This is a genomic window from Parasphingorhabdus sp. (assembly GCF_039982395.1).
Lineage (GTDB): Bacteria > Pseudomonadota > Alphaproteobacteria > Sphingomonadales > Sphingomonadaceae > Parasphingorhabdus.
The window spans coordinates 92,891-114,928 of the sequence record NZ_JBDWYO010000003.1; the positions used below are offsets into that span (position 1 = coordinate 92,891).

Annotated in this window: 22 protein-coding genes and 1 tRNA gene; 9 read left to right on the forward strand and 14 right to left on the reverse strand. The window is 53.3% G+C overall.

Annotated features, from left to right (window positions below):
• Positions 1 to 51: 51 nt before the first annotated feature.
• Positions 52 to 444 (reverse strand): hypothetical protein, encoded by a 393-nt coding sequence (locus tag ABJV08_RS07025; protein ID WP_348040401.1) that lies wholly within the window; start codon positions 442 to 444, stop codon positions 52 to 54.
• A 207-nt stretch (positions 445 to 651) separates the two neighbouring features.
• Here ABJV08_RS07025 and ABJV08_RS07030 point away from each other — a divergent pair, with 207 nt between their 5' ends.
• On the forward strand, positions 652 to 1,944 hold the full coding sequence (locus ABJV08_RS07030) for an NADH:flavin oxidoreductase/NADH oxidase family protein (protein WP_348040403.1): 1,293 nt from the start codon (positions 652 to 654) through the stop codon (positions 1,942 to 1,944).
• A 28-nt stretch (positions 1,945 to 1,972) separates the two neighbouring features.
• Here ABJV08_RS07030 and ABJV08_RS07035 read toward each other — a convergent pair whose 3' ends face one another.
• Positions 1,973 to 3,652 carry a long-chain fatty acid--CoA ligase gene (locus ABJV08_RS07035; RefSeq protein WP_348040405.1) on the reverse strand — a complete coding sequence of 560 codons (1,680 nt, stop codon included), beginning with the start codon at positions 3,650 to 3,652 and terminating at the stop codon, positions 1,973 to 1,975.
• Positions 3,653 to 3,748: 96 nt separating this feature from the next.
• Between ABJV08_RS07035 and ABJV08_RS07040 the strand changes: the two genes are divergently transcribed.
• The gene (locus ABJV08_RS07040; RefSeq protein WP_348040407.1) at positions 3,749 to 5,032 is read left to right on the forward strand and encodes a TCR/Tet family MFS transporter; all 1,284 of its coding nucleotides are present in this window, start codon (positions 3,749 to 3,751) and stop codon (positions 5,030 to 5,032) included.
• A 20-nt stretch (positions 5,033 to 5,052) separates the two neighbouring features.
• Here ABJV08_RS07040 and ABJV08_RS07045 read toward each other — a convergent pair whose 3' ends face one another.
• The 5 genes from ABJV08_RS07045 to ABJV08_RS07065 all read right to left on the reverse strand — a co-directional run bounded on the left by ABJV08_RS07045 (position 5,053) and on the right by ABJV08_RS07065 (position 10,215).
• Positions 5,053 to 6,171, reverse strand: a complete 1,119-nt coding sequence (locus ABJV08_RS07045) for an MBL fold metallo-hydrolase (protein ID WP_348040409.1) — start codon at positions 6,169 to 6,171, stop codon at positions 5,053 to 5,055.
• A 115-nt stretch (positions 6,172 to 6,286) separates the two neighbouring features.
• Positions 6,287 to 6,973 carry a DUF1013 domain-containing protein gene (locus ABJV08_RS07050; RefSeq protein ID WP_348041259.1) on the reverse strand — a complete coding sequence of 229 codons (687 nt, stop codon included), beginning with the start codon at positions 6,971 to 6,973 and terminating at the stop codon, positions 6,287 to 6,289.
• A gap of 154 nt (positions 6,974 to 7,127) precedes the next feature.
• Positions 7,128 to 8,192 carry a glycosyltransferase family 1 protein gene (locus ABJV08_RS07055; protein ID WP_348040411.1) on the reverse strand — a complete coding sequence of 355 codons (1,065 nt, stop codon included), beginning with the start codon at positions 8,190 to 8,192 and terminating at the stop codon, positions 7,128 to 7,130.
• Positions 8,189 to 9,103, reverse strand: a complete 915-nt coding sequence (locus ABJV08_RS07060) for a UDP-2,3-diacylglucosamine diphosphatase (protein ID WP_348040413.1) — start codon at positions 9,101 to 9,103, stop codon at positions 8,189 to 8,191. Before ABJV08_RS07060 ends, ABJV08_RS07055 begins: the two co-directional genes overlap by 4 nt.
• 101 nt (positions 9,104 to 9,204) lie before the next feature.
• Entirely contained in the window at positions 9,205 to 10,215 is a 1,011-nt protein-coding gene (locus ABJV08_RS07065) for an NAD(P)H-quinone oxidoreductase (RefSeq protein WP_348040415.1), read from the reverse strand.
• A 100-nt stretch (positions 10,216 to 10,315) separates the two neighbouring features.
• On the opposite strand from ABJV08_RS07065, the gene ABJV08_RS07070 reads away from it, so the two are divergent.
• Positions 10,316 to 10,510, forward strand: a complete 195-nt coding sequence (locus tag ABJV08_RS07070) for a DUF1192 domain-containing protein (protein ID WP_348040417.1) — start codon at positions 10,316 to 10,318, stop codon at positions 10,508 to 10,510.
• Between the two features lie 272 nt (positions 10,511 to 10,782).
• Positions 10,783 to 13,101, forward strand: coding sequence for an ATP-dependent Clp protease ATP-binding subunit ClpA (gene clpA / locus ABJV08_RS07075; RefSeq protein ID WP_348040419.1), 2,319 nt, complete (start codon positions 10,783 to 10,785; stop codon positions 13,099 to 13,101).
• A gap of 108 nt (positions 13,102 to 13,209) precedes the next feature.
• On the opposite strand, the gene ABJV08_RS07080 is transcribed toward clpA, so the two are convergent.
• Positions 13,210 to 13,593, reverse strand: a complete 384-nt coding sequence (locus ABJV08_RS07080) for an EthD domain-containing protein (RefSeq protein ID WP_348040421.1) — start codon at positions 13,591 to 13,593, stop codon at positions 13,210 to 13,212.
• Positions 13,594 to 13,613: 20 nt separating this feature from the next.
• Here ABJV08_RS07080 and ABJV08_RS07085 point away from each other — a divergent pair, with 20 nt between their 5' ends.
• Positions 13,614 to 14,228, forward strand: a complete 615-nt coding sequence (locus tag ABJV08_RS07085; protein ID WP_348040423.1) for a glutathione S-transferase family protein — start codon at positions 13,614 to 13,616, stop codon at positions 14,226 to 14,228.
• A gap of 76 nt (positions 14,229 to 14,304) precedes the next feature.
• On the opposite strand, the gene ABJV08_RS07090 is transcribed toward ABJV08_RS07085, so the two are convergent.
• From ABJV08_RS07090 to ABJV08_RS07105, 4 genes are all read right to left on the reverse strand, one after another.
• Positions 14,305 to 14,961, reverse strand: coding sequence for a hypothetical protein (locus ABJV08_RS07090; protein WP_348040425.1), 657 nt, complete (start codon positions 14,959 to 14,961; stop codon positions 14,305 to 14,307).
• Positions 14,962 to 15,111: 150 nt separating this feature from the next.
• A complete protein-coding gene (locus tag ABJV08_RS07095) occupies positions 15,112 to 15,846 on the reverse strand; it encodes a Bax inhibitor-1/YccA family protein (RefSeq protein ID WP_348040427.1) in 735 nt (244 codons plus the stop codon).
• 204 nt (positions 15,847 to 16,050) lie between these two features.
• The gene (locus ABJV08_RS07100; protein ID WP_348040428.1) at positions 16,051 to 16,515 is read right to left on the reverse strand and encodes a low molecular weight protein-tyrosine-phosphatase; all 465 of its coding nucleotides are present in this window, start codon (positions 16,513 to 16,515) and stop codon (positions 16,051 to 16,053) included.
• A 43-nt stretch (positions 16,516 to 16,558) separates the two neighbouring features.
• Positions 16,559 to 17,110: a superoxide dismutase family protein gene (locus tag ABJV08_RS07105; RefSeq protein ID WP_348040430.1), complete on the reverse strand. Its 552-nt coding sequence runs from the start codon at positions 17,108 to 17,110 to the stop codon at positions 16,559 to 16,561.
• Between the two features lie 117 nt (positions 17,111 to 17,227).
• Here ABJV08_RS07105 and folK point away from each other — a divergent pair, with 117 nt between their 5' ends.
• The 4 genes from folK to ABJV08_RS07125 all read left to right on the forward strand — a co-directional run bounded on the left by folK (position 17,228) and on the right by ABJV08_RS07125 (position 19,298).
• Positions 17,228 to 17,758: a 2-amino-4-hydroxy-6-hydroxymethyldihydropteridine diphosphokinase gene (gene folK / locus ABJV08_RS07110; protein ID WP_348040432.1), complete on the forward strand. Its 531-nt coding sequence runs from the start codon at positions 17,228 to 17,230 to the stop codon at positions 17,756 to 17,758.
• Between the two features lie 45 nt (positions 17,759 to 17,803).
• Positions 17,804 to 17,879 (forward strand) — tRNA-Lys (locus tag ABJV08_RS07115).
• Between the two features lie 38 nt (positions 17,880 to 17,917).
• The gene (locus tag ABJV08_RS07120; RefSeq protein WP_348040434.1) at positions 17,918 to 18,214 is read left to right on the forward strand and encodes an ATP-binding cassette domain-containing protein; all 297 of its coding nucleotides are present in this window, start codon (positions 17,918 to 17,920) and stop codon (positions 18,212 to 18,214) included.
• 7 nt (positions 18,215 to 18,221) lie between these two features.
• Entirely contained in the window at positions 18,222 to 19,298 is a 1,077-nt protein-coding gene (locus ABJV08_RS07125) for a nucleotidyltransferase family protein (RefSeq protein WP_348040436.1), read from the forward strand.
• Positions 19,299 to 19,637: 339 nt separating this feature from the next.
• Here the strand turns inward: ABJV08_RS07125 and ABJV08_RS07130 are convergent, their stop codons facing one another.
• Positions 19,638 to 21,065, reverse strand: coding sequence for a sulfatase (locus ABJV08_RS07130; protein ID WP_348040438.1), 1,428 nt, complete (start codon positions 21,063 to 21,065; stop codon positions 19,638 to 19,640).
• Positions 21,058 to 22,032 (reverse strand): hypothetical protein, encoded by a 975-nt coding sequence (locus ABJV08_RS07135; RefSeq protein ID WP_348040440.1) that lies wholly within the window; start codon positions 22,030 to 22,032, stop codon positions 21,058 to 21,060. The genes ABJV08_RS07130 and ABJV08_RS07135 overlap by 8 nt, the downstream gene beginning before the upstream one ends.
• Positions 22,033 to 22,038 lie beyond the last annotated feature (6 nt).

Genomic DNA, 22,038 nt, shown 5'->3' on the forward strand with positions numbered 1-22,038 from the left:
GATACGGTGTCAAATGCTGCAATATCAGTCGGTGTTTTTTGACACGCGTCTTTAGAACATCATTCCAATAGCTTTGATCAAAGCCACAAAGACAAATGGTAAGCCTATGGCCAATACCCAAAGAACGATTTGATCAGATCGAAATTTGGCAGCAAGGCTTTGCTCGCTCAAGCCGCTGCTGCTCATATCTGTCCAGCGCTTTTCAAAATTGCGGCAAAAGGGAATGATCACCGCAACAAGCAGAACCAGACCAAAATAAGGAGCGATCGACATGCCCGTGGTTTCAATGAAGCGCAGCACAACAAAAATTTGCAGGACAGTGTAGGCCAGCAAAGCAGCAGCGCAATTGTTGCTCATTTTCTTGTCCCAGCGGACATCCAAATGCTGCACGTCATGTTGCGCGCGATTTTTGCTAACCGATTTGCGAGAAGCTGCTGCCACCATTGTCATTCCCCTCAGAATATCATCCCTCTCCACTGCCGGAAGTTTGCCCCCGTGCAATCGATAGCCACACTATACCCATTTTGTCAGAAAAGCCAAATCTCCTGTTTTCCGGTACATAATGTCGTTAACGCACGGTTCTACTTGCCAAAAATTGCAACTTGCGACAGAATCAGTTTTCAATCGCAATTCAAATCCGGGGCCCATACTATGACACTTTCCCTTGCCGATCCGCTGACACTGCCTTGCGGGGCCGTCCTACCCAACCGGTTCTCGAAGGCTGCGATGACCGAAGGCATGGCGACACCGGACGGCGTCCCGACACAGGAACTTGAAAGGCTATATGGCCTCTGGTCCGATGGCGGCGCGGGCATGTTGCTGAGCGGTAACATCCAGGTCGACCGTGACCATCTTGAGCGGCCAGGCAATGTCGTCATCGACGGACCCGCGAGTGACAAGATGATGACCACGCTTACCAGTTGGGCGCAGGCCGCAACGCGCAACGGCAATCATTTCTGGGCACAAATCAGCCATGGTGGCAGACAGACCCAAAGCAACGTCAACAAACATCCCAAAGCGCCCTCGGCCATCAAACTGGGCTTGCCTGGCGGCCAATTCGGCGAACCGGTTGCGCTCACCCGAAGCGAGATTGAAGATCTTGTGGATCGTTTTGCTCTGGCTGCAAAAACCTGTCAGACGGCTGGTTTTACCGGCGCACAGATCCACGCGGCCCATGGCTATCTTTTGAGCAGCTTTTTGAGTCCTCGGGCCAACCAGCGAACCGATGAATATGGAGGTAGTCTGGAAAACAGGGCGCGATTCTTGCTGGCCGTGGTCGCTAAAACGCGCGCCGCCGTCGGCCCGGACTTCCCGATCTCGGTCAAGCTCAACAGCGCCGATTTCCAGAAAGGCGGATTCAATTTCGAAGACAGCCTTCAGGTGTTAAAATGGCTGGAAGATGCCAGCGTTGATTTGGTCGAAATTTCCGGCGGCACCTATGAACAGCCCGCACTTATGGGCGCAGACGGGATGGAGGAAAAAGAGGAACAAAATGTCGCCCCTTCGACCAAGGCGCGCGAGGCCTATTTTGTTGATTTCGCGAAGGCCATGCAGGACGCCGTAAAGGTCCCGTTGATGGTCACTGGTGGATTCCGAACCCGCGCTGCGATGGAGTCCGCGCTCAACAGCGGTGCAGCCGACCTGATCGGCCTGGGCCGCCCGATGTGCGTGATGACCGATGCGCCCAAACAATTGCTGGAAGGTCTGGATGCATTGCCGCGCTATGAAGACGAACTGCAGCTCCTACCGGGCTGGCTCGGCTTTCTCATGCGTTTTCAAATGATCAAGGCGGTGGCCAGTTTTGCGGTCATCTTCTGGTTTTACGAACAATTGGAAACAATTGGCAAGACCGGAACAACCAATCCCAAGCTGAGCGTATTTAAGGCATTTCAAGCCGTTGAAAAACGCAACAAACGGATATTGGCGGCGCGCAGTCCAAGCTAATCAAAGGCAGATTTTTGCTGCGCCGGCATTAGCCCAATTCTTCCGCCCGAAGCGCTTTGCGGTCCAGCTTGCCGATCATCGTCTTGGGCAGGCTTTCGCGCACTACCACTTCGGTCACCCGCTCGTGCTTGCCAAGCTGGGGATTGAGCCAGTCCTTCAATATGTCGCCGGCAACACTCATATCCGGTTCCAGAGAAACATAGGCCTTGGGACTCTCCCCACGATAGTCATCGGGCACGCCGATAACCAAAGCCTCTTTGACCGCCTCATGCTTGTACAGTACTTCCTCGACCTGACTGGGAAAGACCTTAAAGCCACCGACAGCGATCATATCTTTTAGACGGTCAACAATTTTAATATAGCCATCCTCGTCGATGGTCGCCACGTCTCCCGTGCGCAGGAAGCCGTCGACGAACACTTGCTCGTCTTCTTCCGGCAAGTTCCAATAGCCTTGCATCACCTGTGGTCCGGAAAATATCAACTCGCCGGGCTCTCCTTCCGGAGGTGGTTTTGTCGGGTCACTCTTGTCGACAAGCTTCACCAGCGTCCCCGGGACAGGCTGGCCGATCGTGCCGGGTTTGTTCAATCCTTCATAGGGATTGGCGCTGACCACGCCGCAGCTTTCGGTCAGACCATAGCCTTCAACCAATTTGGCACCGGTCTTTGCCTCGAATTTCTTTTTCAATTCCATCGGCAGCGGCGCACCGCCTGATACACAGACCTTCAGCGAAGAGAAATTGGTCTTGTCGATATCGGGATGGTCGAGCAAAGCTTGGTACATCGTCGGAACGCCGGGCATTGCCGTGATTTTTGAGCGGGTAATGGCCTTCAACGTCTGCTTTGCATCAAAGCGCGGCAGCATGACGATTTCTCCGCCACGCTCAATGGTGCGGTTCAGCACCGCACTATTGGCGAAGACATGGAAGAAAGGCAGCACGCCCATCAACCGGTCGGTCTCGTCGATATAGGGATCTATACCGTTGATCTGGCGAGCATTTGCAGTCAAATTCTGATGGCTACACATTGCTCCTTTCGGAGAGCCAGTGGTGCCTCCGGTATATTGCAGCAGCGCAATATCTTTGTCGGGCCGAATATTGGGCGCTTTGTAGTTGCCGTCATTGTCGATCAGGTCGGCAAATGCGGTAATTCGGTCATCCGCCGGTTGCGGACTATTCTCTTTCCGGCGGAACAATGAGTATAGAATCGCCTTGCCTGCCGGGAGTGCACCAGAAATGCTGCCGACCACGAGCCGTTCAAGACTAGACTGTTCGAGCACTTTATATGCCGTCGGGAAGACTGCGGTGGCCGAAAGCGTAAAGAGGATCTTGGTGCCGCTATCTTCGATCTGATGGTTTAGCTCTTCAACGGTATAGAGAGGAGAAAAGTTCACAACCGTCGCGCCAATCGCCATCGCGCCATAATATGCGCTGACATAGTGCGGCACGTTGGGGAGGAACAAACCGATGCGGTCCCCTTTCCCGATCCCCAGTTCCTGAAGCCCTTTGGCCACACGCACCACGCCTGAGGCCACTTCGGCATAGCTATATTTGCGGCCCATGAAATCCAGCAAATTGGCTTCCCCGCGCCGGCCCGCAGAGCGGAAGAACATGCCCGGCATCGTAAGAGGCGAGTAGAACTGGTCCCATTGGGTGGGATGATTATAGCGGGATTTCCAGATCGGCGGCTGGTCGGAGCTTTGGTCAGTCATTGACATTGATGTAAGTGAAACTGTGTGAACTGACAATGAAAATTGCACAGCTTAATTATTCCCATTCTGGGAAGCCTGAGTGTAGGGAGTGAAGCAATGACCGAGTCCGCTAACCCTCCCGCCGCAAAATCATCTCTGGTGTTTGTTTTTCTCGTCGTGCTGATCGACATGCTGGGCTTTGGCATAATCATGCCGGTTCTACCCAAATTGATCACCAGCATTACCGGGGAGACCATTTCCGATGCGGCCGTCTATGCAGGTTGGCTCGCCTTTGCTTATGCCGCCATGCAATTTATCTTCGGTCCGATCATCGGCAATCTATCAGACAGATTTGGACGCCGGCCGGTATTGTTGGGCGCGCTCGGAGGCTATGCAATCGCCTACACGCTGATGGGCTTTGCCTCATCTTTACTATGGCTGTTCGCCGCCCGGATCATTGCCGGAATCATGGGCGCCAGTTTCAGCACCGCTTATGCTTATATCGCTGATGTTTCTCCGCCTGAAAAACGAGCCCAGAATTTCGGCCTAATCGGTGCGGCTTTTGGTTTGGGGTTCATCATTGGTCCAGCGATTGGCGGCATATTGGGCGAATATGGCACCCGCCTGCCCTTTTTTGGTGCTGGCGCGCTGGCTGCGTTCAATCTGGTCTTCGGCTTTTTCATGCTCAAAGAGAGCCTGCCACCAGAAAAGCGGCGCCCGTTCCAACTGGCGCGGGCCAATGCGGTCGTCGCCCTGAAGGCCCTCAGTGGCCAGAATAAGGTTGTGCTCTGGTATGCCGCAGCATTGACCGTGTGGATGACCGCCCATGTCGTTTTCCCGATCATTTTTGCATTTTATCTCATCGAGTCCTTTGATTGGAGCGAATTGCTTGTCGGCCTGTCTTTCGCGGCCGTCGGGCTCGGTGCCGCTATCGTTCAGGGATTTCTTATCCGCGTGCTCGTGCCGCGTATTGGCGAACGCAATTCTGTCATTCTGGGGGCGGCCACCATGGCGGTTAGTTGCGCCTTCTATGTCATCGCCAGTCCGGAACATGCCTGGCTCATCTTCATCGCCATTCCCATCGGGGCGATGCAAGGCCTGTTTCAGCCATCTATCAATGGTTTGATGAGCAACGCAATATCGGATGATACGCAGGGCGAATTGCAAGGCGCGGTGGCAAGTCTGCAAAGCCTCGCCTCGGTTGTCGGACCACCGCTATTTGCCGCCGTGTTCGCAGCTTTTACGGTCGCTGGAAGCAGTTTTTATCTACCGGGTGCTCCATTCGGCTTGGCGGGAATTGTGTCACTGGTTGCACTTGCCATATTCTTGCGCGGTTACGCGCTACACCGCACCAGCGGCGGAGTGAAGCCGCCCACGGATGACAAAGGTCTTGCGGGCTAGATAGAAGCAGCACGTGCGTTTCAGGTCGCGCTATACCAGGCGGTACCATCCTTCATTTCCAGGCGGGCGCGTCCGGTATATTCCAGATGCCGCAAGGTCGCCATGGCCTCGCCGCTCGCCATCCCTATAACGTCGGGCGTGATCGGACGCCGGAACAGATAGGGGAAGCTATCGACCACGCGCTTCGGGCTTTCGCGAAGGCCCTTCTCCAGATCATCCAACGCTTCATTGTGGCGCATCGCCAGCGCGTCGAGCCGCTGATGCGCGCCCAGAAACGGGCGACCGTGGGCAGGAAGAACCAGCAGATCATTGTCCAGCTCGTTGCGGAACCGGTCGATGCTTGCCAACCATTCTCCCAAAGGATCGCTGGTCGGTTCGCTGAGCAGGGTTGAAATGTTCGACGTGATCCGCGGCAATATCTGATCACCAGAGATCATCACCTTGGCGGTATCGTCGATCAGACAGGCATGTTCGGGTGTATGGCCGTTGCCAATTACCACGCGCCACTCGTGATCACCCGTGTTTACTCTGGTACCCTCTTCCATCCGGACATGACCGATTGGCAATTCCGACACAGCCCGGGCAAAACGGCCCCAGCCCTTGGCCGCGAAATCATCAATCAGATGCTGCTCCCAGCCACAGAAAAGCCATTCGTCCAGAGCTTCTTGCGGGACACCATCCCGTTTGTCAGCGATCAACAGCCGCGTCATCAACCATTCTGTGCGGTTCATGTGCAATGGCACTTTGAAACGCTTTGCCAGCCAGCCGGCGCAGCCGACATGATCCGGGTGATAATGGGTGACGATGATCTTCGTTGCGCTTTGCCCCTGCAACGCGCCTTCTTCGAATATATATTTCCAGGCTTTGACCACCTCCGGCATGAACAATCCGGTGTCGGCAATAGCAAATCCCTCGCTGCCATCGGCATGGCGATCGGCCAATACCCAATTGTTGATATGACCGAGCGGACCGGGCACGGGCGTCCGGGTCCAACCGATGCCGGGCATCAGTTCAAAATATTCTCCGAATTTCGGCTCATAGTCGCCAAGCGGATAGGTCAAGCCTTCCGATATTATCGGATCAAAGCCATGATCGGCGAGCATCGCATCATAAGCGGGTGGTTTTCGGGGTGCATCCATGCACCAGCCATAGCCGCTTGATCACGCGAAGCGCAACCCGGTTTAATCGGTTAGTTAAATCTAGTGACGGAGCCGAGGACAGCGGCCAACCGACGTCCCCGGCAATTGTGAAAGCTTAGCTGTCTTTGAAAAGCGTTTCAGCTGTATGCTCGACCGGAGCCTTGTCGGCATCGTCTGCATCACCCGAAAGTTCGGCTTCTGCATCACGGACCGCTTGCGCGCGCTCTTCGTGCAGCTCGGCAATCAAGGCTTCTTTATCGCCACCCAATTTCGCGTCATCTTCACCATCTGGTTCAATGCCAGCTTTTTTCGCAGCCTTGGCAACAACAGCATCCAATTCACGCTGTGAACAAAGGCCAAGGGTCACCGGATCCTTTGGCGCGATATTGGCGATGTTCCAGTGCTCACGCTCACGGATTGCATTGATCGTGGTCCGGGTGGTGCCAATCAACTTGCCAACCTGCGCATCCGAAATTTCGGGATGATTGCGCAACAACCAGGCGATGCCATCGGGCTTGTCCTGACGCTTGGAAACCGGCGTATAGCGAGGTCCCTTGGTCCGACGCACCTGCTCCGGCCCTTTTTGCAAGACCATCCGATAGTCTGAGTCTTTCTCGGCTTTCTCGATTTCTTCATGGGTCAGCTCCTGCGCCTGCACAGGATCACGACCGGTATATTTCGAGCTCGCAAGATCATCGGCCATCGCATTGACTTCGAGAATATGAATGCCACAAAATTCGGCGATCTGCTCAAAACTAAGTCCGGTATTGTCTACAAGCCAGCTGGCAGTAGCATGTTGCATAAGAGGAGTTGCTTGTTCGGCCATGATGGCATCCTTCCAATAGCTGGCGTTTTCATGGCCAGCGGCAATTCAAAAATAAAGGGCCGCCCCCTTGCGGAGACGGCCTGTTGGAAGCTTATGTAGGATGTTTGGAGAGAGTCGGCAAGATATTTGGCTAAACCCGCGCAAATATTGCCTTGGCGAGGATGCGACGCGACATGTGGCAATCCAGCCAACGTTCCTGCGAGGCCAAACCGCTCAGAAATTGATTGGCACTGGCGCTCCAACTATATTGCCCTCCCCGGGCGATGCAATCAGCTGGATTTAGCTTCAAGGCGCGCTGGATCGCGGTGTTTAGATCCATATCCATGGCACCGCTCTCCGGCGTCAATATATCGATCGGCCCTGTCACCGGAAAAGCCGCAACCGGAGTGCCGCAGGCAAGTGCTTCAATGATGACCAGCCCGAAAGTGTCGGTCTTGCTGGGAAATATAAAAACATCCGCTCCGGCATAATAGCCTGCCAGCTCCCGGCCCGATTTTCGTCCTGCAAAATGGGCATGTGGGTAGCGCGCTTGCAAGGCTGCCAGCGCCGGCCCATCTCCGACGACAACCTTGGACCCCGGCTGGTTACTGTCCAGAAAGGCCTCGATATTTTTTTCCACCGACACCCGCCCGACATAAAGCTGGACCGGCCGCTCGAGCTCTTCATAAATTGTCGGTGACGGAGCGGCGGGACCGAAATTCCCAAGATCGACTCCGCGGCTCCAATGATGAACATGCGACAGTTTCTCGCTCCGCAATTGATTGCGGACGCTTTCGGTCGAAACCATGATCGCTTCCGACGCTTGGTGGAACCAGCGGATATAGGGCCAGAAAACGCGCGGTGACAATTTCGTTCTTTTGGCAAGATATTCTGGAAACTGTGTGTGATAAGCTGTTGTGAATGATCGTGAATTATTTCGACACCAGCGTCTTGCCTGAACACAAAGCGGTCCTTCGGTGGCTAGATGCACCGCATCGGCTTCAAATTGTTCGATCTGCCTGCCAACGGTAGAGGCCCGCGTAAAGGCCAATCGGATTTCAGGGTAGCTTGGCGCAGGGATGGAACGAAACTGCTCCGGTGAAATCACCAGTATCTCGTGCCCCCAATCGCGCAAAAGGCCGACAACTGTATCCAAAGTCCGGACGACGCCGTTGACTTGCGGATGCCAAGCATCCGTCACCAAAGCGATCTTCATGCTGCTTCATCCCAATTGGCGCTAACCGACATCAAGCGTGCGGGCTGTTTCTGCCGCTCCTTTCGCGCCGCAATCTCGTCGGCCCAGTGCAGAATTTCCATCATTCCGTCGTCGCACTCCACCAAGGCGGTGCAGCCCTCCACCCAGTCGCCGTCATTATAATATTCAATCCCCTTTATGATGCGATGCTCGGCGGTGTGAATATGACCACAGACCACTCCATCAACGCCGCGACTGTCCGCAGCTTTGGCAACTAGCTCTTCATAGCGCCCGATAAATTCTACCGCATTTTTGACTTTGTGCTTCGCCATTTTGGAGAGTGACCAATAGGGCAGTCCCATGCGGTTGCGCAGCTTGTTGACCAGCCAGTTGAGTCGCATCAATATCCCGTAAGCAGCATCCCCGACATAAGCGAGCCAGCGATGGGCCAGCATGACGGTGTCAAATTCATCGCCGTGCAGGACCAGCAAACGACGACCATCGGCGGTTTCATGGATCGCGGAGCGCCGGATTTCCACCCCGCCGAAATTCAGGCCGGTAAATTGACGGAACATCTCGTCATGATTGCCAGGAATATAGACGATACGTGTGCCACGCCTCGCCCGCTTCAATATCCGCCAGAAAATATCATTGTGCGCGTCCGGCCAGAAGAACCGCTTTTTCAGTCGCCAGCCATCAATGATATCGCCAACAAGATAGAGCGTCTCGCTATCCACATGATCCAGAAAATCGATCAGCAGGTCGGCATTGCAACCCCGCGTGCCCAGATGGATATCGGAGATCCAGATGGTTCGATATCGCGTCCGGTCCTGCACATCGACGCGCGGTTTCCGTTTTAGCCGCGCTTCATACAGATCATCATCAAGCAGCGGCGTATCGGCTTTGGTAACGGATGGAAATTGCTTGGCCATTGAAAGCTCCCATGGAAACTACCCATGAACCTTTCCTTACGCCTTGATTGTGACAGCCAGATTCCCGTTTTATGAAGTTTTGGTGACCAGATTGCAGCGCATTATCCGACGATCAGCACGATTTTTCCGATATGATCGCCCGCTTCCATATGGGCATGGGCCTTGGCGGCATCAGCAAGCGGGAAGCTCTCATCCATCACTGGCTTCAATTTGCCCGCTTCGACATCGGGCCAGACATTGTTGTAAAGTTCATCACCGAGCAGCGCCTTGCGGTCTGCCGATTGTGGCCGAAGCGTCGAACCGGTCAATATGAGTCGCTTCATCATGACATGGGCCATGTTGATCGTGGCTTGCAAACCGCCCTGAACCGCGATGGTTACATGGCGACCATCTTCCTTCAGACATTGCAGATTGCGCGCGACATAGTCGCCCGCCACCATATCCAGCACAATTTCGACGCCTTGCCCGTCGGTAATCTTCTGGATTTCCTCAACAAAGTCCTGGCTCTTATAATTGATCGCATGATCTGCGCCGATCTGCTTGGCGGCGGTGCATTTCTGATCGCTGCCGCAGGTCACGATCACATTCAGACCAAAAAGCTTGCCGAGCATGATCGACATTGTGCCAATGCCGCTGGTGCCGCCATGGACAAGCACGGTTTCTCCTTCCCGGGCAAAACCCCGGTTGAACAAATTACCCCAGACGGTGAACAGCGTCTCTGGCAGCGCTGCAGCTTCGGTCATGGTCAGGCTCTCGGGAACCGGCAGGCATTGACCGATGGGCGCAACACAAAATTCGGCATAGCCACCGCCGTTGGTCAGCGCGCAAATCTTGCGGCCCATCCATTCCGGTTCGACCCCTTCGCCAAGAGCCACCACAGTGCCGGACACTTCCAAACCGGGCAAAGGAGACGCTCCGGGCGGCACCGGATAAAAGCCCATGCGTTGGACCACATCTGGCCGGTTCACGCCGGCAGCAGCAACTTGAATCAGCACTTCGCCGCTATCTGGTTGCGGCACTTCGACCGTGACCGGTTTCAGCACTTCCGGTCCGCCAGGTTCGCTTATAGCGACAGCAGTCATCTCTTTTTGCAACAATTCAGATACGGTCATTGACGATCCCCTAGAAAATTTGCGACCTTCCGCCCTACAGCCCCTTATTGACAGCAAAGCGCGGGCGGTCAACATTGCGATTAAGGAGGCTCGAAGATTCATGGATGAAGACGACAATCTGCCGCGCAACGCCAATGATCCCCTGGCTTTGCTGATAAAACAAGATATCGATCCACTATCGGTCGACGAGCTGGATCAGCGGATTTCTTTGCTGAAATCGGAAATAAGTCGCTGCGAGGCAAAGAAAAGCTTTGCCGTCAGCCACCGCGCAAGTGCGGAAAATCTCTTCAAATAGCGATAAAGGCTGGCAAATCGTAAAGCATTTGTTAACCTTGTTTAATAATAAACGGGTTCTACCGTTCCATATTGAACCGCATTGGAGAAGACAGACAAAAACGCACAACTTTTGGCCTGATGCCCGCAGATACAAGCATCTGTACCCTTGACGTTTAAGGTCCGGCTCACGATCTAGAGTGCAAGCAATTGGTTAAAGCCCGAACCCCGATGAGACATCATCGGCTTCGGCAACAGGACCGCCAAAAGCGGCCCAAATTTGGAGTAATATATATGCCATCCTTCGCTGAATCACTCGAGAAAACTCTGCATCAGGCTTTGAAAAATGCCTCAGACCGCAGCCATGAATATGCGACTCTGGAACATCTTCTTCTCGCATTGATTGACGACGGCGACGCTTCTCAAGTGATGAATGCCTGTGGCGTCGATCTGGGAGAACTGGAAGATGCGGTTGTGCTCTATCTCGATAGCGAGCTGGACTCCTTGAAGGTCGAAAAGGCGATAGACCCCTCCCCAACATCCGGATTTCAGCGCGTTGTGCAGCGGGCTATTCTCCATGTTCAATCATCCGGCAAGGATGAAGTCACCGGCGCAAATGTTCTGGTCGCACTCTTCTCCGAGCGGGAAAGCTACGCGGTCTATTTCCTGCAGCAACAAGATATGAGCCGTCTGGACGCGGTAAGCTATATCAGCCACGGCGTCGGCAAAGGCGGCCAAACCGCTGAACCCGCAGAATTGTCGGGCCTTGAAGGCGAAGATGACAAGAAAGAAAAGACCAAGAAAGAGACGGCGCTCGATCAATTCACCGTCAATCTGAACCTGAAAGCCGCCGATGGCCGGATTGATCCGTTGATCGGCCGGCAGGCGGAAGTCGACCGGACGGTGCAGATTCTGTGCCGCCGTTCAAAGAATAATCCCCTCTATGTCGGTGAACCTGGTGTCGGCAAAACCGCCATTGCCGAAGGCCTCGCATTGCGCATCGTTGAAGGAAATGTGCCGGAAGTTCTGCTTCCTGCCGTCATCTACTCGCTCGACATGGGCGCTTTGCTGGCCGGAACACGCTATCGCGGCGATTTTGAAGAACGGCTGAAACAGGTTGTGTCCGAGCTTGAAAAAATGCCGGATGCGGTCCTATTCATCGATGAAATTCACACAGTGATCGGTGCTGGTGCGACCAGCGGCGGCGCGATGGACGCCTCCAATCTTTTGAAGCCGGCGCTATCCGGCGGTGTCATTCGCTGCGTCGGATCGACCACGTACAAAGAATTCCGCAACCATTTTGAGAAGGATCGCGCCTTGCTGCGGCGGTTCCAGAAAATCGATATCAACGAACCATCCGTGGAAGATACGATCAAGATTCTCTCTGGTTTGCGCGGTGCCTTCGAAGAGCATCACAAAGTGCGCTATTCGCCTGATGCACTGAAATCAGCAGTAGAATTGTCCACTCGCTACATCAACGACCGCAAATTGCCGGACAAAGCCATTGACGTGATCGACGAAGTCGGCGCGATGCAAATGCTTCTGCCACCATCGCGGCGCAAGAAAATGATCACCACCAAGGACATAGAAGCGGTTATCGCAACAATGGCGCGGATCCCGCCCAAATCAGTCTCCAAAGATGACAAGAAAACACTTGAGAATCTGGAGAAGGATTTGAAGCGTGTTGTCTTTGGCCAGGATGAAGCGATCAGCAAGCTGTCCAGCGCCATCAAGCTATCCCGTGCCGGATTGCGCGAACCGGAAAAGCCGATTGGCAATTACCTGTTCAGTGGCCCGACCGGCGTCGGCAAGACAGAAGTCGCGAAACAATTGTCATCGATCATGGGCATTCCGCTCAAACGCTTTGATATGTCGGAATATATGGAGCGCCACAGCGTTTCCCGCCTGATTGGCGCGCCTCCGGGCTATGTCGGCTATGATCAGGGCGGTTTGTTGACCGATGCCATCGATCAAAATCCGCATTGCGTGCTGCTGCTCGACGAAATCGAAAAAGCCCATCCCGATCTGTTCAACATCTTGTTGCAGGTAATGGACAATGGCAAGCTCACCGATCACCATGGCAAGACCGTCGATTTCCGGAACGTCGTGTTGATCATGACAACCAATGCCGGTGCGTCCGATATGGCAAAAGAGGGCATTGGCTTTGGCAATATGTCCAAGGAAGACGCCGGCGAAGAAGCGGTGAAGAAAATGTTCACCCCCGAATTCCGCAACCGTCTGGATGCGGTTGTGCCCTTCGCCTATCTGCCGACCGAAGTCGTTGCCCGGGTCGTCGAGAAATTCATTCTCGAACTCGAAATGCAACTGGCCGACCAAAATGTCCATATCACGCTGGACGAGGATGCTTTGGCGTGGCTCACCGAGCGCGGCTATGACAAGCTCTATGGTGCCCGCCCGATGGGCCGCCTGATCCAAGAAAAGATCAAGCAGCCGCTCGCCGAGGAATTGTTGTTCGGCAAGCTGAAGAATGGCGGCGAGGTCAAGGTGCATTTGAAGGACAATGCCCTGACATTCGAAGTCACCGCGGCTGCGCCCAAGGCGAAGAAAAAGAAACCCCCGGCCAAGAAAAAGGCCGACAGCGAGGCAAAATAGCCTGCTGCAAACGGGCCCCAAGGCCCTACAAAATAAAAAACGGCGTGTCTGGTCACACGCCGTTTTTTATTTGTGCGCTCCGCCCAGAAACCCTTTTCCCATAAACATTTAGCTGCTGCTATCCATACGCAGCGATCGCGTGGCATCGCTGATCAGGAAATTGGCTTCATCTGCTCGGATCTCCGCAATGATCTCGGGATTGGACGTGGCATTGAGAAACGCATCATAGTCGGCCTGCGTGGCAAAATGAATTTCCGTGATCACATCAAATCCGGGATCGGCTTGCTTCTCGGACACGCGGCTTTCGGACAGGTCGACATAATGCCGCTGATAATGGACAAACATGGGCAGCAATCGGTTGATAAGCGGCACATGATGCGCTTCATAATAAGCCCGAAAATCCTCCGCGGAAACTTCCGGTTTCTTTGAAATCAAAAAGAAATGCTTGATCATCTTATTTTCCAGTCCGTGCAGGCCTCTGCTATGGTCCATTGAAACCGAAGGAGAGAGATATGTCCACTATCAGCTTTTACACCAATCCAATGTCACGCGGTCAGATTGCCCGCTGGGCGCTGCACGAGGCTGGCGCGGATTATGAGCAGGTTCTGCTGGATTACGGGACATCGATGAAGGCGGAAGACTATCTAAAAATCAATCCGATGGGCAAGGTTCCTGCCATTGTCCATGATAACAAAGCCGTCACCGAAGGCGCCGCTATTTGCGCCTATCTTGCGGATAGCTTCCCCGCGGCTGGACTGGCGCCAAATGCTGCGGAACGGGCGGACTATTATCGCTGGCTATTCTATGCCGCCGGACCTCTGGAATCCGCCATAACCAACCGCACGCTGGGCTTTGAAATCGAACCGGACAAGGAAATGACGGCCGGTTACGGCAATTATGACCGGGTTGTCGCAGTCCTGGACAGCAAGTTTCAAGTCGATGACTATGTCTGTGGCCCCCGCTTTACCATGGCCGATGTCTATGTTGGCGCTCAGGTCATCTGGGGCTCGCAATTCGGCACCCTGCCCCAGCGAGACTCCTTTGCCACATATGTTGAACGGCTAACAGGCCGCAGCGCCTATAAGGACGCCAAAGCCATTGATGATGCGCTCATTGCCAATCAATAGTGGAACGATCGATCGGACAAGAAAAAAGGCCAGATGGTTTTACCATCCGGCCTTTTTTTTACAGGATCAAATCCGTTTAGCTGCCCGTGGGTTGCCCGTATTGGACCCGCCAGGCTTCCAGATCCCGCTCATATTCTTCATATGCGAGATAGAATTCATTGAACGGCCGTTCCAATTCTGCCAACGCTTCTGCAGCGAAAACGTTCAGATCAGCCGACTTGGTTACAATCGCACGCTGGCTCACTTGCACCGCTTGATCGCAGAAAGGACGACGAAGAGGAGAGAAGGACCAGTGATTATATAGGCGCGTCTGGTGCCGATCATGTTCCTTCTTGTGCCCGCTTCCAAATTCACGCTGGAACTTGCCGATAATCGCAGCATTTGCGCGGCGCAGAGACGCGCTGTTATTCTTGATGAACGCATTATAGTCGCCAACCAGCCGGTCATAGAGCGGTCCGGTGCAGCTGAGCGCAGCCACATTCAAACCGGCCCGTACATGCCATAAGGTCTCTAAGGGGCCGAGATCACGGTTGATCGTGTCCCGCATGCCATCAGCGCGCAGCTTGGGAATGACCGACAAGGTGCTGGCGCCAAATGGCGGAGTCGGCGCACGCGGCGTATATTGCGGTTGTACAACCGGCGCTGCGACTGGCGCTGGAGCCGTTTGACAGGCGGCCAGCAAGGCTACCCCCCCTGCTACCACAATTAAACGAAGGCCCTTCAAACGCGACATTATGATTTTCTCCCGCAACAACAGCCGTTTCCTTATGGTTACGCCCGATGCTTGTCCAGTATTAGCATGTAAATCTCGACGAACCGGCAAAAGAAAAAGCCCGACAGTTTCCTGCCGGGCTTTTTTGCATTTCGTGCCTAGGGTTTGAAGCTAGTCTTGGCTGCCCATGAATGTGAGCAAGAACTGGAACATGTTGATAAAGTCCAGATACAGGCTGAGCGCGCTCAGAACGATGGTTTTGCCTACCATATCCGTACCTGCAACATAGCTATACATGCTCTTGATCCGCTGCGTATCATATGCGGTTAGACCTGCGAAGATCAGGACACCGATCGCGCTGATGGCGAAGTGCATGACCGTTGATTGCAGGAAGATATTGATCACCATGGCAACCAACAAACCGATCACGCCCATGATCAAGAAGCTGCCCCAACCGGACAGATCCTTCTTGGTGGTATATCCATAGAGGCTCAGGCCTAGGAACGCAGCTGATGTTGCGAAGAATGTCTGCGCAATAGATGCCCCAGTGTAGACCAGAAAAATGGTCGACATGGAGAGGCCCATCAGGGTCGCGAAACCCCAGAACATTGCCTGCAACGTAAAGGTTGAAAATTTATTTTGACCAAAGCTCATCGCAAAAACGATCGCGAGAGGCGATAGAATAATCAGCCATTTTAGAGGGCCGCCGCCGAACATGACCTCCTGCGCCATGCCGGAGCTTGCAAAGAGCATAGCAACAATACCGGTCAGCAAAACACCGCTCGCCATATAATTATACACTTTGAGCATGTATGAACGCAGCCCCGCATCAAACGCCACATCCGTTTGTGCTGTGGCGCCCACAGCGGGCTGACCGAAGGTTGTTCTTGGATCCTGCCAAGCCATAATTCCATACTCCTCAAATTAGCGAGCCGACAAACGGGCTCTTTCTCTATCAATATCGGGTAATATAGCAGATATTTCAAGGAAAACCGGTAAGGCTACCCAAAATATCATCATCGGCATTGATAGACAAAATCTATCGAACCCGCTAATTTGCGCATGGATTTTTTTGAAAGGACCACAGGTTTTGCGATCTACTAGCAAAGTCTAGCGGTCTTCCAGCCAGCCGCGGATCGTTTGGGCAGCCTCGGTCACTTCTTCCCAAGTTTGGTCGAACCCTTCTGCTCCGCCATAATAGGGATCAGTGACATCTTCGCCTGCCCGACCCTCAACATGATCAAATAACAAGGATAGTTTTGCGCCGGGCTTTGCAGGTTGAATAGCAGTCAAATCATTCAAATTTTGATTGTCGAGCGCGATGATATGATTGAAATCGCGAAAATCTGATGCGGTCACCTGCCGTGCGCGCAAATGATTGATATCTACGCCATTGCGCTCCGCGACAGCCACAGCACGCTCGTCCGGCGCCTGTCCGACGTGCCACTCGCCGGTTCCCGCAGAATCAACGATGATATTCAGGCCGGCATTGGCGCATTCTTGCCGCAAGGCGGCCTCTGCAAGAGGGGAACGACAGATATTGCCCAAACAGACAAACAACACGGATTGGGTCATAAAACTACTCTAACTCTAACGCTCGCCAAACAATTGGAACGGATCAACGACCGCCGACAAATACACCACAGGCCACCCGACCACCGCTTTCTCCAGAAGGGTCAGTCTTCAGATCGTCCGGCCCAGCGTGCACCACAAAAGCGGCGCCATCGGCATCAAGCAGGGCATTTTCGCCGTCTTTAAGCTTTGCACCAGAAACCGTGGCCTCCAGCGCACCATTGCCATCTGCGCCAATATCCAGATTGAAAAAATCGCCGGCATGCGCGCCTTGCGGATTGTCAAAGCCGTGCTGTTTCGCCGTGGGGTTCCAATGACCACCCGCCGATTTGAAATCGGGAACTTCGCACTTGCCCGTTTCGTGAATGTGCACGCCATGCGGCCCCGGTGTCATGCCTTGTGCATTGATATTGACGATCAAGCCATCGCCGCCTTCTGCGACAATCACTTCACCATATTGCGCCTGATCTGCGCCTACGAGCGCCGCACGGGCGACATTGCCACTGACTTCGCCTGGAGATTCCCCTTGCTGCCCGCATCCGGCAACCACGAGGGACAAAAGGACCACGTTCGACAAAATGATGGGACGCTGGCGCACAAAGCTTCTCCTTGATTTCCTTGGCATGAATTGCATGCTAGCAGCCGAACGAGCCGCTTGGAACCATTTGTTCCTATCTCTAATTTTCATCGCTTCGCAGGAGCCAGATTGCCGGACATGCTTTACCTGATCGCCTTGGGCTCGAACCAGCGCCATCAGCGCTTTGGCGGCCCGCGGAATGTCATTGCGGCGGCCTTGCGCCGACTGGCCGAACAAGATCTGTCCCCGATTGAGACATCTCGCATCATCACCTCGCGTCCGATCGGACCATCCCAACGGTCTTATGCCAATAGCGTCGCGGTGATCGCTACAACCCAACCTCCGCCTGTCCTGCTGTCATCGCTCAAGCGTATCGAAGCGGAATTCGGTCACCGGCGCGGTCAGGCCTGGTCGCGCAGAGTGCTCGACCTCGACATTATATTGTGGAGCGGCGGGGTATTTTCCACCACTATACCCGCCCTCACCATCCCACATCCGCTAATGCGGGAACGCCGCTTTGTACTTGGTCCAGCCAAGGAAATTGCGGGGGATTGGCGTGATCCCCTAAGCGGCCTGACCATCACCCAATTGGACGCCCGCAACCGGCGACAAAAAAAACGATTGGAAAAAGCGCCAAAGCCGCTTGACCGCACAACCAAGCGCCACTAGGGAAGCGCTTCCCAGCGGCTTTGTGCACTGCACCAGTCGCTAGAGGGGCCCTTAGCTCAGTCGGTAGAGCAACTGACTTTTAATCAGTAGGTCGCTGGTTCGAACCCAGCAGGGCTCACCATTATTTCAATAGGTTATGGATAATGGGGTGAGCATGTGATGCGTTGGGATACCAATGGGCTATCAGGCGGAGAGAAGCAGTGCATTGCTCTTGCCAGAGCAATGCTGCAAAAACCACAAATCCTTATTCTGGGTGAAGCCTCAAGCGCGCTGGACATAGAAAATGAAACACGTATCCGCGATACTATTGATAAACTGCAAAATGAAATGACGGTTATCGTTATTGGCCATAGGTTACCAACATTGGAAAATGCTGATCAGTTGATAATTTTGGACGGTGGTCAAGTTCAATCCGATATGCATGGGCGTTCTACTGAGCGTCAGGACAACCGGTAGACTGCTGATGAATGACAAACGATTTTCCCAACTTGAAAGCTTGAGCACTCTTATTCGTCCACAATTGGGCCTTCCGTTCGACATTCAAAATATATCGCTCAACCAGGATTTGGTGTCCTACGCTATCCATCGGCATCGTGTTGGTCCAATACTCTACAAGGCATTGGAGCAGATTGGTGCGACCAAGAATTCCGAACAGCTTCGGCTCGAACAATCTTATCGTGAGAACGTTCGTGCCATATTAACTCAACGCGCGACGTCAAAAAAACTGATAGCTTTGTTGGAAAGTGAAGCCATCCCATTTACCTTTTTGAAAGGATGGGGGCTGGCACGCCAGCTTTATGATGACCCCAATTCCCGACAATCAAAAGATATCGATATTTTGATCCCAAAGACAGCGTCAGCATCTGCAATACGATTATTCAATGAAAAAGGATATGTTCACCAACCTTCGGTAATAAGAAAGAGAAGATCATTTTCTGAATCTCGACAAATCTCAGATATGAAAAGACTCAAAGATCAGACGTTTGCAGATTTGAAATTCTCGACCATGATCGAGTTGCACGAGCGTTTATTTAAAATAGAACCCGATGGTCTGATCTCAAATTTTAACGAAGCTGTTGGGTTTGAAAGATACCCGTCGATAAACAATGTCTATTATTGCTTCTATTTCATTCTTCATGGTGCTTTAGCGCTTTGGCCGCGACTAAAATGGGTTGTGGATTTATCTCTATTAGTACGCAAATTGCGTTCACATGATCGAAACGAACTATTACGATTGGCGAATGAGTACGGATGCGAGGCCTCTATTCTGGCGAGCTTAAGATTGGTGCAAGATATTTTTCCCGGCAGCCTGGATGAAGAATGGTTCAGTATTTTGGCGAAAAAAGGGCAAGATGAATCAGTTAAAAAGATAGCTGGGATATTCTTTGAGGCCCTTTCGTCCAGCGCCCCTTCCAACCAGAGTTTATCGGCTAAACGTCCTATTCTATCGGATTCTTCTCATTTGGTTTTCGGCAGACGAATCGGTATATTGAATGTTGTTCGTTTGAGAGTTTTGAATGCGATTGCTATCCGGGTCTAACAATGTTCGAACCCGCAAAAGCTACCTTAACACTTTAGACCAATCCGGCGTATCAAACTTAAAGTAAGTGGGCAGCGCATTCCATTCAATTTGCTGGCCAACTCCGGCTGTCATGTTGAACGCCCAATGACAGGTTGAGAAATCGCCAACAGCGTCGCCGTGCAAGGTAGCGCTGACGGGGGGCAGTTAGAATTTGACTCAACCAAGTGTCGGCCCAGCCGTTCGGTATTTGTGTTGCGACGATCCGTTGAAGCCACCGCGCAAAGGTGGGCATTGAATGCTAAACCGATATCTGTGCTTTGTTTTCGTACTGGTGCTCGCCCGTTTGTCGGTAAGCCGTCAATCCAGATAGCCGAGCGCTCGAAGCCTCTCGACCACTTTGGGGTCTGCATCCAGATCATATAGGATATCCTCTCCGACAACCGGATCATCTGATTTCAGGATGTTCAGCACGCCCTTGGCAACATGCGAAAGGCGCAGGCTATCGAAACGGCGGGAGACGGCATCGTCCTTGTGATAAATGTCGCTGCGTTCTTCGGGGTCTTTGGCCATTTCAAACAAATGGCAGCAATCACGGTCGCCATCATAGATATATTTATAACCGTCATGGATGATCGACAGCCGGTAGAGGATGGAATCGCGGTGGCCGTGCATTTCGCTATAGACGGGTCTTGGTTCGACCTCTGCTTGCCCTTCCAGATGCACCATCAAACTATGCCCGTCCATTGCCTCCGGCTTTGCCACACCAGCAAGGTCGAGAATGGTCGGCGCTATATCGATCTGACTGACGGTGCTGGTCACTTGCCGTGGTTGATCCGCCCTGGCCTTGCAGATAATCAGCGGCACATGCGCGCCCTCTTTATGCAGCTGGTTCCAGCTATGCGCCCAAGTGCCATGTTCGAAAAATTCTTCGCCGTGGTCGCTGGTCAAAACGACATGCGTATTTTCCCAGTCTTCCATGTCGTATAGCGCATCAAATAGACGGCCGAAGCACAGGTCCATCTGTTCCAGCTCTTCGCGATATAACTGCTTCCAGCGATCACTGCGCTTCTGCCCAGGATCAAACTTGCCCTTGCGCCTCCGTACAGTGCGCCACAAAAACCGGTCTTTCCAAACCGCTTCCTTTTCGTCTCCGGTCTTGGGGCGTTGCCGCGCCTGATAGGGCCAATGCAAATCCATGAAATGCAGCCATAGGAAGAAGGGCTGATCATGTTCTTGGGTTATCCATAGCAGGCCATGTTCAATCACCTCGTTAGCATTGCAGGCCGGGCGGGGCGGATTGGGATGCATGCCGATCAGGTTTAAAAAACGGCGAACGATCCGGCGCCTTAGAAGATGTCCCGACCCGCGAATGGCAAAGAAGCGGTCGGCAAGGCTGGTCTTGATGACGGGGCGTATGTCGGTGAAATGATCAAAATTGCGATCAAAACCCTGCGCCGACCCGCAGACCGGGTTGGATGTTATGCCGATTGTTTTATAGCCCGCATCTTTTAAGGCATCGGTTAGAAAAGGACGGTCTTCATCCACCTTGCCTTGCGAAAAATTATATTGTGAAGAGTATGTCGATGACAATAGAGCCGTCATCGCAATTTTGGTCCAACCGCCACATGTATAATGTCTTGGAAACCAGGTGCCTTGCGATGCTAGCCTGTCAATATGCGGGGTCTTAGCGATAGCACCATCATACAGACCAATATGGTCGCCGCGCCAGCAATCGACCGACAGCAGGACAACATTCGGGCGTTTGGATTGGCCAGTGTCAGTCATGGGTTTCCCGGAAGTTATCTAAAATCATTTGGGCAAGCTCGGCAAGGCGCGACAGATCATCGGGGCGCGATATCGCGCGGCTATGTTTTTCACGCGCAAATTTGGCAAAGAGCGAAAAATCCTGCCGCCGCATCGCCGTATCCATTATATAGTGCCCGTAACCATTGCTGTTCAATAGGCGCGCTGCCTCATTCGGTTCGAGCCGGTCAATGCTGATATCCATATCCGGATTACCGCGCCGTGACAGGAAATATATCGCGTCGAGAGGCAGCGGGTCAAGCGGGAAACCGCCCTCACCATCCGGCTCCACCGACACATATCTTTTATCGCCGACCGACAATAGCTCGCGCGTGTCGGCCATGGACCGCCCGGTCAATTCTATCTCGGGCGGGGACAGGCGCATGAAAGGATAAGCTGGCTGCACCCAGAATTGATTGTTGTTATGGCTCAGAACCCCGATATCATCGGCAACCAGCATCGCGCCGCACGTGGTAAGCATTGCGGACGTCGTTGATTTGCCCGCGCCTTTGTCGCCGGTTAGCGCAAATGCACGGCCATTCAACGTCAGCACACTGGCATGCAAGCAGGATCGCGACCGTAAGCGTGATAGGACGCCGCATACTGGGCCGATAAAGAAGGAAATGGCATCGATTTCGGGAATTTCACCGGGCCGCAAAATGGTGACACGTTTTGCATCCTCAGAAATGACAAATTCAAGCGCGCTATGCGGGTCTCGGGGATATAGCAGCTTCAACTGCCCGCCGTATTTACCAATCCCTATGCCGTCATGGGGCGGGCCAGCCCTTGGTGGTTCCCAAGGCAGTGCATTCAAATTGGACTGGACGCTGTCATCGGGCTGGAAGCAGACGGTTACGTCGATAGCTGCGTCTGCTTGTAACGGTGTCAGAAAATCAATCGAAATATCCGAACGAATGTTCAGACCATAAGCGCCATAAACAAAGGTCATTGCGTT

Excerpts from the sequence above, each read along its gene's own strand:
- ABJV08_RS07025 (WP_348040401.1), bottom strand. The coding sequence starts at position 444 with ATGGTGGCAGCAGCTTCTCGCAAATCGGTTAGCAAAAATCGCGCGCAA.
- ABJV08_RS07030 (WP_348040403.1), top strand. The coding sequence starts at position 652 with ATGACACTTTCCCTTGCCGATCCGCTGACACTGCCTTGCGGGGCCGTC.
- ABJV08_RS07035 (WP_348040405.1), bottom strand. The coding sequence starts at position 3,652 with ATGACTGACCAAAGCTCCGACCAGCCGCCGATCTGGAAATCCCGCTAT.
- ABJV08_RS07040 (WP_348040407.1), top strand. The coding sequence starts at position 3,749 with ATGACCGAGTCCGCTAACCCTCCCGCCGCAAAATCATCTCTGGTGTTT.
- ABJV08_RS07045 (WP_348040409.1), bottom strand. The coding sequence starts at position 6,171 with ATGGATGCACCCCGAAAACCACCCGCTTATGATGCGATGCTCGCCGAT.
- ABJV08_RS07050 (WP_348041259.1), bottom strand. The coding sequence starts at position 6,973 with ATGCAACATGCTACTGCCAGCTGGCTTGTAGACAATACCGGACTTAGT.
- ABJV08_RS07055 (WP_348040411.1), bottom strand. The coding sequence starts at position 8,192 with ATGAAGATCGCTTTGGTGACGGATGCTTGGCATCCGCAAGTCAACGGC.
- ABJV08_RS07060 (WP_348040413.1), bottom strand. The coding sequence starts at position 9,103 with ATGGCCAAGCAATTTCCATCCGTTACCAAAGCCGATACGCCGCTGCTT.
- ABJV08_RS07065 (WP_348040415.1), bottom strand. The coding sequence starts at position 10,215 with ATGACCGTATCTGAATTGTTGCAAAAAGAGATGACTGCTGTCGCTATA.
- ABJV08_RS07070 (WP_348040417.1), top strand. The coding sequence starts at position 10,316 with ATGGATGAAGACGACAATCTGCCGCGCAACGCCAATGATCCCCTGGCT.
- clpA (WP_348040419.1), top strand. The coding sequence starts at position 10,783 with ATGCCATCCTTCGCTGAATCACTCGAGAAAACTCTGCATCAGGCTTTG.
- ABJV08_RS07080 (WP_348040421.1), bottom strand. The coding sequence starts at position 13,593 with ATGGACCATAGCAGAGGCCTGCACGGACTGGAAAATAAGATGATCAAG.
- ABJV08_RS07085 (WP_348040423.1), top strand. The coding sequence starts at position 13,614 with ATGTCCACTATCAGCTTTTACACCAATCCAATGTCACGCGGTCAGATT.
- ABJV08_RS07090 (WP_348040425.1), bottom strand. The coding sequence starts at position 14,961 with ATGTCGCGTTTGAAGGGCCTTCGTTTAATTGTGGTAGCAGGGGGGGTA.
- ABJV08_RS07095 (WP_348040427.1), bottom strand. The coding sequence starts at position 15,846 with ATGGCTTGGCAGGATCCAAGAACAACCTTCGGTCAGCCCGCTGTGGGC.
- ABJV08_RS07100 (WP_348040428.1), bottom strand. The coding sequence starts at position 16,515 with ATGACCCAATCCGTGTTGTTTGTCTGTTTGGGCAATATCTGTCGTTCC.
- folK (WP_348040432.1), top strand. The coding sequence starts at position 17,228 with ATGCTTTACCTGATCGCCTTGGGCTCGAACCAGCGCCATCAGCGCTTT.
- ABJV08_RS07120 (WP_348040434.1), top strand. The coding sequence starts at position 17,918 with ATGCGTTGGGATACCAATGGGCTATCAGGCGGAGAGAAGCAGTGCATT.
- ABJV08_RS07125 (WP_348040436.1), top strand. The coding sequence starts at position 18,222 with ATGAATGACAAACGATTTTCCCAACTTGAAAGCTTGAGCACTCTTATT.
- ABJV08_RS07130 (WP_348040438.1), bottom strand. The coding sequence starts at position 21,065 with ATGACTGACACTGGCCAATCCAAACGCCCGAATGTTGTCCTGCTGTCG.
- ABJV08_RS07135 (WP_348040440.1), bottom strand. The coding sequence starts at position 22,032 with ATGACCTTTGTTTATGGCGCTTATGGTCTGAACATTCGTTCGGATATT.